Annotated in this window: 13 protein-coding genes; 2 read left to right on the top strand and 11 right to left on the bottom strand. The window is 49.1% G+C overall.

Annotated features, from left to right (window positions below; translation table 11 throughout):
* Nucleotides 1–21: 21 nt before the first annotated feature.
* The 6 genes from VE23_RS01215 to VE23_RS27580 form a co-directional block, all read right to left on the bottom strand.
* On the bottom strand, nt 22–2,469 hold the full coding sequence (locus tag VE23_RS01215) for a heavy metal translocating P-type ATPase (protein WP_049867110.1): 2,448 nt from the start codon (nt 2,467–2,469) through the stop codon (nt 22–24).
* A 29-nt stretch (nt 2,470–2,498) separates the two neighbouring features.
* Complete coding sequence (locus tag VE23_RS01210; RefSeq protein ID WP_048743986.1) at nt 2,499–2,699, bottom strand: cation transporter; 201 nt, start codon at nt 2,697–2,699, stop codon at nt 2,499–2,501.
* Nucleotides 2,700–2,731: 32 nt separating this feature from the next.
* Nucleotides 2,732–3,061, bottom strand: a complete 330-nt coding sequence (locus VE23_RS01205) for a metal-sensitive transcriptional regulator (RefSeq protein WP_048743983.1) — start codon at nt 3,059–3,061, stop codon at nt 2,732–2,734.
* Between the two features lie 127 nt (nt 3,062–3,188).
* On the bottom strand, nt 3,189–3,527 hold the full coding sequence (locus VE23_RS01200; protein ID WP_048743981.1) for a metal-sensitive transcriptional regulator: 339 nt from the start codon (nt 3,525–3,527) through the stop codon (nt 3,189–3,191).
* A gap of 102 nt (nt 3,528–3,629) precedes the next feature.
* Nucleotides 3,630–5,054 carry an MFS transporter gene (locus VE23_RS01195; RefSeq protein ID WP_049867109.1) on the bottom strand — a complete coding sequence of 475 codons (1,425 nt, stop codon included), beginning with the start codon at nt 5,052–5,054 and terminating at the stop codon, nt 3,630–3,632.
* Nucleotides 5,055–5,336: 282 nt separating this feature from the next.
* Complete coding sequence (locus tag VE23_RS27580; protein ID WP_228551418.1) at nt 5,337–5,696, bottom strand: DUF1259 domain-containing protein; 360 nt, start codon at nt 5,694–5,696, stop codon at nt 5,337–5,339.
* A 68-nt stretch (nt 5,697–5,764) separates the two neighbouring features.
* Here VE23_RS27580 and VE23_RS01185 point away from each other — a divergent pair, with 68 nt between their 5' ends.
* A complete protein-coding gene (locus tag VE23_RS01185; protein ID WP_021877391.1) occupies nt 5,765–7,441 on the top strand; it encodes a multicopper oxidase family protein in 1,677 nt (558 codons plus the stop codon).
* 16 nt (nt 7,442–7,457) lie between these two features.
* Here VE23_RS01185 and VE23_RS01180 read toward each other — a convergent pair whose 3' ends face one another.
* The 5 genes from VE23_RS01180 to VE23_RS01160 form a co-directional block, all read right to left on the bottom strand.
* Nucleotides 7,458–8,162 carry a recombinase family protein gene (locus VE23_RS01180; protein ID WP_407945017.1) on the bottom strand — a complete coding sequence of 235 codons (705 nt, stop codon included), beginning with the start codon at nt 8,160–8,162 and terminating at the stop codon, nt 7,458–7,460.
* A gap of 202 nt (nt 8,163–8,364) precedes the next feature.
* A complete protein-coding gene (locus VE23_RS01175) occupies nt 8,365–10,695 on the bottom strand; it encodes a VirB4-like conjugal transfer ATPase, CD1110 family (protein WP_021877388.1) in 2,331 nt (776 codons plus the stop codon).
* Nucleotides 10,688–11,053: a PrgI family protein gene (locus tag VE23_RS01170; protein WP_049867107.1), complete on the bottom strand. Its 366-nt coding sequence runs from the start codon at nt 11,051–11,053 to the stop codon at nt 10,688–10,690. Before VE23_RS01170 ends, VE23_RS01175 begins: the two co-directional genes overlap by 8 nt.
* A 24-nt stretch (nt 11,054–11,077) precedes the next feature.
* A complete protein-coding gene (locus tag VE23_RS25425; protein ID WP_021877386.1) occupies nt 11,078–11,407 on the bottom strand; it encodes a hypothetical protein in 330 nt (109 codons plus the stop codon).
* A 24-nt stretch (nt 11,408–11,431) separates the two neighbouring features.
* Nucleotides 11,432–11,617 carry a hypothetical protein gene (locus VE23_RS01160; protein ID WP_021877385.1) on the bottom strand — a complete coding sequence of 62 codons (186 nt, stop codon included), beginning with the start codon at nt 11,615–11,617 and terminating at the stop codon, nt 11,432–11,434.
* A 164-nt stretch (nt 11,618–11,781) separates the two neighbouring features.
* Between VE23_RS01160 and VE23_RS01155 the strand changes: the two genes are divergently transcribed.
* Complete coding sequence (locus VE23_RS01155; RefSeq protein WP_036684668.1) at nt 11,782–12,117, top strand: helix-turn-helix domain-containing protein; 336 nt, start codon at nt 11,782–11,784, stop codon at nt 12,115–12,117.

Here is a 12,117-nt window from a genome sequence, read left to right as displayed (position 1 = left end):
GTTTATATCAACTCCACTTCATTACAAGTTCGATGCAGAGCGTACTTTGACACGCTGCAGACGCAAGGCGTTAAGGACGACGGACACGGAACTGAGCGCCATCGCCGCGCCCGCAACCCAAGGGGCCAGCAGTCCAATCGCGGCAATCGGAATGCCGAGGGTGTTGTAGCCGAGCGCCCAGAAGAGGTTTTGGCGGATGTTACTCATCGTCTTGCGGCTCATGTAGATCGCATCCGGAATGCTCGTCAGATCGCCGCGCATCAAGGTGACGTCGGCGGCCTCCATGGCCACGTCCGTACCGGTACCGATCGCCATGCCGATATCTGCCATCGCCAGCGCGGGGGCGTCATTGATGCCGTCGCCGACCATCGCCACTTTCTTACCCTGCGCTTGCAGCTTCTTCACTTCTTCCGCTTTGCCTTCTGGAAGCACTTCGGCGCGAACATGATCGATGCCGACTTGCCCCGCAATCGCCCGTGCGGTGCGTTCGTTGTCTCCCGTGATCATGATCACCTCTATGCCCATTTCTTTCAGCCGCGTTACAGCCTCTTTCGATGTTTCTTTAATCGTATCGGCCACCGCGACGAGACCCGCATACGCTCCGTCAACCGCGATCAACATCGCCGTTTTTCCATCTTCTTCAAGCTGCGTCATCCGATCAAGCGCCTGTTCAACCGAAACGTCATATTTCGCCATCAGCTTGCGCGTACCGGCCAGAACCTCTTTGCCTTCAACGACGGCACGAATACCAAACCCTGGAATCGCCTCAAACTGTTCCGTTGCCGGAAGCTCGATGCCTTTAGCCCGGATTCCGGCAACGATCGCTTCCGCAAGCGGATGCTCGGAATCCTTCTCGGCAGCGCCAACTAAGCGGAGAAAAGCATGTTCGTCTATATTTGCGGCGGCAACATCCGTAAGTTCCGGTTTCCCCTTCGTTACGGTGCCGGTTTTGTCGAGAATGATCGCATCGATTTTGTGCGTGGATTCCAGATGCTCGCCGCCTTTGAACAGCACGCCAAGCTCCGCGGCGCGGCCGGAGCCCGCCATAATCGATGTCGGTGTAGCGAGCCCCAGTGCGCAAGGGCAGGCGATGACCAGGATCGCAATCCCTTTCTCCAGCGCATTTGCGAAATCGCCGGGTGTCACCCAGAAGTACCAAACCAGAAATGCGGCAACCGCAATCCCTACGACGATCGGCACGAAGATTCCGGAAATGACATCCGCTACCCGTTGAATCGGCGCTTTCGAGCCTTGCGCTTCTTCCACGACCTTAATGATTTGGGCAAGCGCGGTTTCCTTGCCGACTTTGGTCGCTTTCAATCTCAATCTGCCGTTTTTGTTGACGGTAGCACCGATCACGCTGTCTCCGGCTTTTTTCTCGACCGGGATACTTTCGCCGGTCAGCATCGATTCATCGACCGACGAACTTCCTTCCAGCACTTCCCCATCCACCGGGATCTTCTCCCCCGGTTTCACCACCACGATATTGCCGACGAGTACGTCTTCGACCGGAATCGTCATTTCCTGCCCGTCCCGAACAACGAGAGCCGTTTTCGCCTGAAGGCCCATCAACGTCTTGATCGCTTCAGATGTACGGCCTTTAGCCAGCGACTCGAACAGCTTCCCGAGAATAACGAGAGTGATGAGGACCGCGCTCGTTTCGTAGTACATCGATGGACCGTGATGCGCCATGCTGCCCATTGAGGCCCATTCAATTGTTAAGTATAAGCTGTAAAAGTATGCAGCTGACGTTCCGAGCGAGACGAGTACGTCCATATTGGCGCTCTTATTCCGGAGCGCTTTGAACGCGCCCACATAGAACTGTTTGCCAATGTAAAATTGAACTGGTGTAGCCAACGCCAATTGAAACCACGGATTCATGAAGAGCTCCGGCATCCAGATCCAGGATAAGAACGAAAAGTGGCTGACCATGGACCAGAGCAGCGGCAGCGAAAGAACGGCGGAGATGAGCAGTTTGCGCTTTTGTTGTGAAATGGCTTTCTCGCGATGCTCCGAAGGATTGGCTTCGTCTTGCTTCGGTATCGCTTTATAGCCCAGCTTTTCCACGCGTTGCTGCATATCGGAGATAGATACATCGGCCGCGTTGTACTCGACCCGAGCGGTTTCCATCGCGAAGTTAACGGAAGCGTTCGTGACGCCGGGCAATTTTCCAAGGCCTTTCTCAATCTTATTCGCGCAAGCCGCGCAGGTCATGCCTTCCAGTTTGAAATCAACGACTTCTTTTGCCGTACCGTAGCCGAGTTTTTGAATGCTTTGTTCCATTTGCGCGACATTTACTTTTTTCGGATCGTACGTAACCGTCGCCCGTTCCAGGGCAAAGTTCACGTTCGCTTCCGTCACGCCTTCGAGATTATTGAGTCCCTTCTCAATCCGGTTTGCGCAAGCGGCGCATGTCATACCGGTTAATTGCAGGGACGTTTGCTCCGTTTCCAGCCTGACTGCTTCCATCACGAACACCTCGTTTCTTTTCCGATTCGTTACACTACGTCGTATCCTTGTTCTTCAATAGCTTCCTTAATGGCAGTTATCGTCAGTTGGCTTTCATCGTACGCTACAGCTACCGTTCCTCCCGAGAGATCGACTTTGCCGCTTGCCCCAATTGTTTTCAAAGCCCCTTCAATCGAATTGACACAGTGTCCGCAAGACATACCTTCAACTTTCAACGTTACATTTTTCATGGATTCATTCTCCTTTGACTGTTTATTGGTTTTTATTTCATCAGCTTTTGAATGGTCTGCAGCAGCTCATCTACGACTTCGGCATCGCCTTGTTGGATGCGCTCCACCACACACTCTTTAAGGTGTCCTGTTAAAAGAACTTTTCGCACGCCGTTTAGTGCAGCTTGGATGGCGGCGATCTGATTTAACACCTGATCGCAATAAGTGTCTTTATCAATGAGGCCTTTCACACCGCGAATTTGCCCTTCAATACGATTTAGGCGAACGGTCAGGTCCGACTTTACGGCAAGTGAATGGTGACTTCTTCGGCCATCTTCGGACGAACAGCATGCTTCTTCAGCCTTCACTTCCATAACGTCCATCGTCAGCACCTCCTTGATTTATAGTATACCCCCCTATACTATATGTGTCAACACTTATTTTACATTACCCCCCAACCCTATTTTTGAATCCAAACAAAAGGGATTCTCACGAATCCCAGGCCATTCCTTATTTCATAAGCTTATTAATGGTGACTAGGAGCTCGTCGATCACTTCGTTCTCTCCATCTTGAATACGTTCGATCACACAACTCTTCATATGGTGCTCCAAAAGAAGTTTTCCTACACCGTTCAATGCGGACTGGACCGATGAAATTTGATTTAGCACATCGTCGCAGTAAGTATCCTTCTCAATCAAACCTTTAAGCCCCCGAACCTGACCTTCGATTCTGTTGAGGCGGCTTATCAAATTGTTTTTCGTCTTTTCAGAATGGTGACTTTGCCGTCCGTTCGTGCAGCATGAATCGTGGGTAGGCGTCTGGGCATCATCTTGCGTAAGTTGCTCCATCCAAATCACTCCTTTCTCTCACTATTGTACCATAGTCCCCCTACCCTATACAAAGAAAACAAAAAACGACCCAGCCGAAGCTGAATCGTCATCGTCAAATTCTTATTGCTTCGGTTTCCGTAAGAAAAGTAGCGCAATGAACGCGCCTGCGACTGCGGCTATTGCCGCGCCGATAAACGCCGCATGGAAGCCGGTATTCAGTGCGGCAATTTGCTCTGCCCCTTGCTCAAGCTGCCCGCCTGTCCAGGAGGCTGCCACCGCAGACATGATGGCAAGACCAATCGCAGAACCGATCTGATAGCTTGTATTGGCGATCCCTGATGCGAGGCCCGTTTCTTCTGGCTTCGCCCCTGACATCGAAGCAATAGTGCCGGGGATGAAGGCAAGCGCCATTCCCAGTGCGCCCAGCAAAGATGCCGGAAGCACATTGGCCACAAAGTTCCCGTTGATCGGCGTATAGCCAGCTAACAGGAACAGAGAGCCTGCCAGAACAAGAAGCCCGATAACCAGAATGCTTTTAAAACCAAATCGTCCGACTAAACGCCCCGTTAATCCGATCATGACAACCATGACTAGAACCGTCATCGGGACAAGAGCTACGCCGCCAGCAAATGCTGAGAACCGCAATACTTGCTGCAAATACAAATTCAAGAAAAACCATAACGGAATCCACGCACCCGCCAGCAGGCCAAAAGCAATGTTGCCGACAAGTAAGTTCGGCGCGGCAAATATGCCAAGCGGTATAAGGGGCTCTCTCTTTACTTTTTGAATCACAAAGAATACGAATAACAGCAATGCGGCAATAAGAAGCAAGGTAATCGTCTGAACGGATCCCCAGCCAACTTGCTCCGCCGTAACAATAGCATAAACAGCGAGCACAAGCGCCGCTGTGATCGCCAGCGCGCCGATAACATCAACGCTCCCCTTCTGACGAACTCCGGCTGGAAGAACCCTCATGCTATAAATCAATGCGAATATCCCTACCGGGATATTGATGAGGAATGTCCAGTTCCAGCTGAGCCACTCGGTAATGACACCGCCAAGAAACACTCCCGCCGTACCACCAGCTGCCGCTGAGGCTCCCCAAAAACCGAGCGCCTTATTCAGTTCTTTCGGGTTATGACTGAATAAAATCATCACAATCGTCAGCGCGGCTGGCAAAATGAACGCCGATCCTAGCCCCTGCAGGGCTCTACCGGTATTCATCGCTGCCTCCGACCAGGCAAGACCGGCCAGCAAAGACGCCATGGAAAGAATGAGAAAGCCCAGCATAAACATTCTTCGCTGGCCAAACAGATCAGATAGGCGTCCGCCAAGGAGCATAAGGCCCCCCAGGAATATAACATATGCGTTGAATATCCACTGCAGGTTATCTTGAGAATAGCCGAGCGCTTCCTTTATAGCCGGAAGCGCCACCCCGATAATGGATGTATCCATAATCACCATGAATTGTGCGAGACAAAGCAAAAATAAGGCTCTCCATCTTCGTGCATCCGGCGCTGCAATTACATTTGCTTGCGTTGACATTTTGATTTCCTCCTTGCTGAAATTTTGAATTGGTTTGGTCAGTGCACTGACCACCTTCGATAAAATAGTATAGCCCCCTACCCTATTTGTCAAGAAGATTTTGTAAGCGATTTTTGTTCACGCAAATTGAAAAAAGACAGCCCCTAACGTAGGAGTTGCCTCTTCGCAATTATATATCTTCGCCGGCCTTCAAAATTCCGAACACTATGTTTTTAAGACTGACTACTCCTTCACGCGCCCGGGAAAACGTTATCTTCCTAATTCCGAACATTAATTATCAAATTACTGCAACACCTTGTAGCCTTCTGCCACCTTCCTTGCAAAAGAAAGCGTCTCTTCAACAGAAGTATAATGCGCATAAACTAGATTTGGATTGTTCATTAACCAGTGATTATGCAAGGTGGATAACATGATTCCGTTTTTTTGCAAATTCCAGGTAAACGGATAAACTTCATCCTGAAGAAGTGCCGTTTCCCCCAAGTTTAAGGTCCTTCCTTGTAAATCCATTGATTCAAAGGACCACATGGAATGAGGAGCAAGCCTCGCGTATCTTTTTATCAGCTTATGCCTACCTTCACAAATCGGTGTACTGAAGTATAAAGAAATAAACCTGTCTCTGCGAACTCCTTCTCGCTTCTTCAAAAGTTCTACATAGGCTTCGGCTATGATTGATCTATAGGAAGTTCAGATACAGAAAGGAATGAATATGAATGAAGCTTAGCTGGAAGCTCAAAAGTATAATTGCAGTCGGAGCTTTATCTGTTGTATTGGCTGGTTGTTCCGGTTCGATGAGCGGAATGGATCACTCGAAAATGAATATGGAGGGAACAAAGGAGACTGCGAAGACGACAAATACTCAAACAGAAAAGTCCGTTGTATTAACAGGAAAAGAATTTAATTTGACTGCCTCCCAAAGCAATCAGGAAATTGCTCCTGGAAAAACGTTGCCGGTTTGGACATTCAACAATTCCGTTCCTGGTCCACAAATTCGGGTTAAGCAAGGAGATACGATAAAAGTCAATCTGAAAAATCAGTTGCCCGAGCCAGTCACCATTCACTGGCACGGCGTTCCTGTACCCAACGCTATGGACGGCATTCCGGGCGTAACGCAAAATGCCGTTCAACCAGGTCAGTCGTTTACGTACGAGTTTAAAGCAGATGTCCCTGGCACCTATTGGTACCACTCCCATCAGGATAGTGTGAATCAATTGGATCGCGGATTATATGGGGCATTCATCGTTGAACCGAAAGAAGGTACCGACGTTGACCGTGATTATACACTTGTCCTCGATGAATGGATGAGCTCCGGAGAAATGTCCGGCATGAATATGTCCGGAGGCAACATGTCGGAAATGGATCATAGCAAAATGAATATGGGCAGTTCGGATGGCAAAGACAATAAATCCAGCATGAACATGTCTGGCAATTTGTCGGGCATGGATCACAGTACGATGAATATGGGGAACGAAAACAAAGCGTCGACCAATACCGATAATAGTTCCATGAATATGGGACACGATATGAGCATGTACGATCTGTATACCATAAATGGAAAATCCGGTTCGCTGGTAGATCAGCTCCCTGTTAAGGAAGGAGATAAAGTTCGAATCCGTTTGATTAATGCGGGCTTTCTGTCTCATCAAATTCATTTGCACGGACATGAATTCAAAGTTATTGCTACCGACGGACAACCTATAAACAATCCAGGTATCCTGAATGATAATGTCGTAAGTATTGCTCCAGGAGAGCGTTACGATATTGAATTTGTCGCCAGCAATCCGGGCCAATGGTTGATCGAGGACCACGGCGACAAAGCTGCTGTTAAAGGGATGAAAGCCACGATTGCTTATGAAGGAGCTCCCGCCGGTTCCGACAAAGCGAATGAAGCAGAGAAGCTGACGGCTGTCGATATGAGCCGTTACGGCCAAGTGGGCAAAGCCAACTTTAAGTTAGATCAGAAGTATAATTTGGAATACACGATGAATTTGAACACCGAAATGAAAAACGGCGAAATGGTCTACACCATAAACAGAAAAACGTTTCCGGAAACCGAACCGATAAACGTCAAAAAAGGAGATACCGTCAAGGTTCGCCTTGTCAATAACTCGAAAACTGACGACCATCCGATGCACTTGCACGGTCACTTCTTTCAAGTGCTAAGCAAGAACGGGAAACCGCTTGAAGGATCTCCAATCATAAAGGATACGTTGAATTTGAAGCCGGGCGAAGAATACGTTGTCGCATTCGAAGCAAATAATGAAGGGAACTGGATGTTCCATTGTCATGATCTGCATCATGCTTCTGCCGGCATGGTAACGGAGCTGAAATATACAGACTATAAGACAAATTTTGTTGCAGACCCGAATGCAGGGAATAAACCGGAATAATGACCAGGGGATGGCTTCAAGCCATCCCCTGATTCCCATTCTCTGCATCGTCCTTTGAAGCAACGGGCGATTGCTTGTTCTGTCCATTTGCTCCCTCATACTCCCTCACCCGCCGGTAAAACGTCGGTTTTTTCATACCAATTCTTCGCATAGCCTCGGTTGCCGTGATTTGCCCTGCTCTCCATTCCCGGTATGTCCGGATAAACTTATCGTCAATTTCCTGCCTTGGCCTCCCGAACGTTACGCCATCCGCTCGGGCAACTTCGATCCCTTCCGCCTGCCGCTGCCGATTCTTTTTCCGTTCCTGCTCGGCCACATATGCCAGCAGGCTTAAAAACTGGTCCTCCATGACTTTGCCGAAATCACCCATTTGTTTGAACTTTTTGGAATCGAACAGCGTTTCGTTATCCAGACATACGATGTCTGCGCCGATCTCTCGTGTAATGGCTTTCCATTCGGCAATTATGCCGTCGTAATCTCGGCCCAGCCGATCCAGCGCATCCAGGTAAACCAGGTCGCCCTCTCTAATCATCAGACGCATTGCCTGATAGCGCGGCCGCTCAAAATCCTTGCCGCTCTGCTTGTCAACAAATATGTATCTTTCATCAACGCCCAGCTCCCGGAACTTGACGAGCTGCCGTTCCGGATTTTGGTCTTTTGCCGATACCCGATACATTTTGATACGTATAAACAGAGCAAAAAAATATGTATCAAAAAGCATGCAATTTGAAATGATGAATTGGATAAACTACCCATTAATGTTTTGTAAAGAAGTGACAGAAACTATGGAATGCGAATGCTCGGCAGAACATTGTAAGTTTCCTAACAGCCAAGATTTACTGGTGAAGAGTCCATGAGAGATGTATATTAGTGCTTAAGCGGCTGATCCTGTTTGCGATCAGCCGCCTACTGCTGTTTATCCATTACTCTCCGGGCTTCGTTGTCATTAGGCCATACAGTTTCGTGTGCCGCGGGAACTTGTCGGTAAACGGTACGAGGGAGCTGCCGACCTTCATCAGACCATTCCCGGCGTCAACATTCGTAATGTAAGACAGTTGCAGATCCGAAATGTTGAGCAACTCGGCAAGCTCCATCCGGTCGGTGCTTGCCTGATTCAGCATGACGATGAATTCACTGTTTGCGAGCATGGTGCGGGCTGTATGGCTTTGCAGCAGATCGTCCACATTTTGCGTAATCCCTGTGCAAAAAGCGCCATACTTTCGGACACGCTTCCAGAGCGTGAAAAGAAAGTTGGCGCTATATTCGTGCTGGAACAGAAGGTAGATTTCATCAATAAAGATAAACGTATTCTTGCCTCTGGCGCGATTTTGCGTAATCCGATTCAAGATGTTGTCGAGTACGACCAGCATGCCGATGGGAAGAAGCTGCTTGCCCAAGTCGAGAATATCGTAGCAAATCAGCCGATTGTGGACGTTGACGTTGGTCGATTGGGCGAACGTATTCAGACTACCGGAAGTAAATAATTCAATGGCCAGCGCGATGTCCTGCGCCTCCGGTTCTGCTTGCTTGAGCAGCTCCGCGCGAAAATCCTGCAATGTCGGCGGCTGTCCCTTATAGTTGCTCCGCAAATACTTGCGGTACACAGCGGCGGTACAGCGATCGATGAGCGACTTCTCCTTGGCTCCAAGTTGATGTCCTCCGATCAACTGCTCGCACAACGACTGGACGAATTCCGATTTAAGAATGATCGGATTGGCTCCGTCGCCATAATCCCGGTTCATATCCATTGCATTGATATGGTTCGACGAAGTAGCAGATATATGAATCGTCTCGCCACCCAGCGCATTTACCAGAGCGGAATACTCCCGCTCCGGGTCAATCAGAATAATGTCGTCATCGCTCGCCAATATCTGGTTGACGATTTCCCGTTTCGCGGCGAAGCTTTTACCGGAACCGGATACGCCAAGGATAAAACTGTTTCCATTAAGCAGTTGCTTTCGATTGGCGACGATCATATTTTTGCTGATGACGTTTTGGCCGTAATAAATGCCGTCTGGATGCATGATCTCCTGCGCTCGAAACGGGATAAAGACAGCCGTACTTTCAGTCGTGAGCGTCCGCAAAGCATGAACCTTTCGCAGCCCATACGGCAGCACCGTGTTCAAACCGTCCATTTGCTGATAGGAGAGCGTGGAAAACTGGCACAAATGCTTGCGGGCCGTAGTGAGCAATGTCTCCGTATCGCTATCGAGTTGTTCTTTGCTGTCCGCGACATGCACCATCGTAAGTAGTCCAAACATCATCCGCTGGTCGCGTGTGGTCAGGTCGCTAAGAAATTCCTTGCTCTCTTTGCGCTGCTGCTCCATGTCGTAAGGGATGACAGCAGAAAAGTTGTTGTTGCGATTTTGCCGTCGCTGCCAATTCGTAATGTTCGTTTCCACGCCGAGCAGTCGATTCTCCACTTCACGGACAGCTTCGTCGGTCGGAATCGGGATCACATCGAGCGACAGCAGCAAGTTGCGGTTCAAGTCGCACAGTTCGGCTACCATGCTGTCCTTGATGTAGCTGGCGTAATCACGCAGAAAGATGACCCGACCGTAGTATTCGCCCATCCGAAAATGATCTTTGGCAAACTCGAAGGTGTCCGGGCAAATGTAATCTTTGAAATCGTGTCCCTTGCGCATCATCTCCTGCATGTCGAAGCGAAAATCGGCTTCCTCGCCAATCCGGAAGAAGTCATGCAGAATGCGCAGGCGGTCAGTCGCATCAAGCTCGGTACATTTCGAGCCGAGACGAGAGAAATGCGCCGTCAACTCCGTGCCGACCCGCGCGAAGTAATGGCGAGCTTCATCCACGTTCTTTTTAACCACGGAGATGGTGATGTATTTCTCTTGAATCGTCCCATTGGTGTTGCCATCCGTCGCTTTGCCAAGCAACATGTCGTTGTACTCCTGCCGATACACATCCAGCCCGTCGTGCTGGAGCGGAATAAGAATGGAACGTTCCACATCTGCCTGATTCAGCCGCCGATTGTGAATCGTAATCTTCGTCGTCGCGCCGCTGTCAAAAGAATTAAGCAATTCGGAGTAGGAAAGGAACATCGTCTCCTTGTCCTCTCTCGATGCGACAGCGTAGTTGATGTCCGCGAAACGGAACGACTTCGAGAATTTGTTGCCGACAGCAAAAATCCCGTCCGGCCAGATGGCGCGGATCGGGATCGCTTGTTGTACGCTTTTGGGAATAACAGACCGTTCCTTGTCCTGCTTCATGGTGCGCCTGAGCGTCTTAATCATTGCGCTTCATCCTTTCTTGCTCACACTTGTGCAGGCTTCCTTTCAGCGCTTCGTAGTATATGTTGGTCGAGCGGAAGACAAGCCGTCTTGGCATCAGAAACTCCGACTTCACATACGCCCACAATAGTTGCTCCGCCGTCATACCGTGATAGCAGATAAATCCGAGCGCGGCGCAGGGAGCTGCCCCCAATATGCACATCCAACTGAGCGTTTCCAGTCCGAAATGACTGCGCAGCCCGAAATACAGTCCAATTGCCGCTGCGACCGCCAGAACAGAAAAAAAGAACTGCCGCAAGGACAGTCCGAAGAACAAGCTTTCCGTATAATCCCGGATTTCCCGGTTGATTTTCACTTCCACTTTTATCCCTCCCGGATGAGCAGTCTACGCCTCAGGCTCGTTGCTTTCAGGTTTGAACAGTGTGTCGTCATCAAATGGCACAGGATTGCTCAATAGTTCCACAGCAAGCTGAAAGCCATCCTTCATCCCTTGCAAATATAACCACTCATTGATAATCGATTGTTTAAAATGATGTCTGTCCTCCCAAGCTTCAAATTCAGGCATACGACCAATATCCATACCAACAAACAAGACTTGAAAAGCCTTCTTTTCTTCAGCACGAACACGCTTGAGATCAGGATGATGCTCGAATCGTGCAGAAACGTAGTCCAATCGACCTTGAATAGCTGTTCGAAACCACGGTGGAATTTCCATTACCTGCTTCCCCCCACAACTCTTTTACCTTACCCGCTGCTTCTGCTTGGCTTTCATGTGATGATAGCAGGCTACTAGCTGATCGACCTTCTGACTTTGCTCTTGAAATGCTTGATGGCCGGATAAAGAAATGGATTGCTTTATTAACTGTTCACCAAGCGAATTCAGCTTTCGCCGCTCCTCTTCCAGCTCTCTTAACAATTCGTTCATTTATCCATCCTCCCGTTTTTATTGTGAGAGCCGACATTTTTGAATGAAACACGGTGTATGTTAGAAGACTACTTCGATGGTAAGTTTTAATCTCATTTATGTCAATTGTGTACTCCTCCATAATGGGAGTTATAAACTCAACCCCTGTAAAGAGGTGACGCTTGATGATTGGTTACGATAAAAAGAAGGTGGGGCAACGCATTCGGAAGCAACGAGAGGCATTGGAAATTTCTCGTGAACAACTGGCTGAACGAGTTGGACGGGTCCCAAGATTTTGCGCCGATATTGAACGAGGTAAAGCCGGGATGTCCATTGAAACGATGTTCAGTATTTGCAATTTGCTCAAGCTTTCTCCTAATGAATTGCTCCTGGGTCAAGAGGAGAGCGCCACACCTTACGATGAAACGGCATTGATTATGGCTGCGCTCAATCAATGCACAGAGAAGCAGCGCAAGGATGCTCTGGCGCTATTGAAGCTATTTTTGACCGCAATCCGATAA

The organism is Paenibacillus sp. D9 (genome assembly GCF_001188365.1).
GTDB classification, from domain to species: Bacteria; Bacillota; Bacilli; order Paenibacillales; family Paenibacillaceae; genus Paenibacillus_O; species Paenibacillus_O humicus.
The sequence above is the reverse complement of the archived record's forward strand: the minus strand, read 5'-3'. Positions and strand labels throughout refer to the sequence as shown.

Excerpts from the sequence above, each read along its gene's own strand:
- VE23_RS01200 (WP_048743981.1), bottom strand. The coding sequence starts at position 3,527 with ATGGAGCAACTTACGCAAGATGATGCCCAGACGCCTACCCACGATTCA.
- VE23_RS01160 (WP_021877385.1), bottom strand. The coding sequence starts at position 11,617 with ATGAACGAATTGTTAAGAGAGCTGGAAGAGGAGCGGCGAAAGCTGAAT.
- VE23_RS01195 (WP_049867109.1), bottom strand. The coding sequence starts at position 5,054 with ATGTCAACGCAAGCAAATGTAATTGCAGCGCCGGATGCACGAAGATGG.
- VE23_RS01155 (WP_036684668.1), top strand. The coding sequence starts at position 11,782 with ATGATTGGTTACGATAAAAAGAAGGTGGGGCAACGCATTCGGAAGCAA.
- VE23_RS01180 (WP_407945017.1), bottom strand. The coding sequence starts at position 8,162 with ATGCTTTTTGATACATATTTTTTTGCTCTGTTTATACGTATCAAAATG.
- VE23_RS01185 (WP_021877391.1), top strand. The coding sequence starts at position 5,765 with ATGAAGCTTAGCTGGAAGCTCAAAAGTATAATTGCAGTCGGAGCTTTA.
- VE23_RS25425 (WP_021877386.1), bottom strand. The coding sequence starts at position 11,407 with ATGGAAATTCCACCGTGGTTTCGAACAGCTATTCAAGGTCGATTGGAC.
- VE23_RS01175 (WP_021877388.1), bottom strand. The coding sequence starts at position 10,695 with ATGATTAAGACGCTCAGGCGCACCATGAAGCAGGACAAGGAACGGTCT.
- VE23_RS01210 (WP_048743986.1), bottom strand. The coding sequence starts at position 2,699 with ATGAAAAATGTAACGTTGAAAGTTGAAGGTATGTCTTGCGGACACTGT.
- VE23_RS01215 (WP_049867110.1), bottom strand. The coding sequence starts at position 2,469 with ATGGAAGCAGTCAGGCTGGAAACGGAGCAAACGTCCCTGCAATTAACC.
- VE23_RS01205 (WP_048743983.1), bottom strand. The coding sequence starts at position 3,061 with ATGGACGTTATGGAAGTGAAGGCTGAAGAAGCATGCTGTTCGTCCGAA.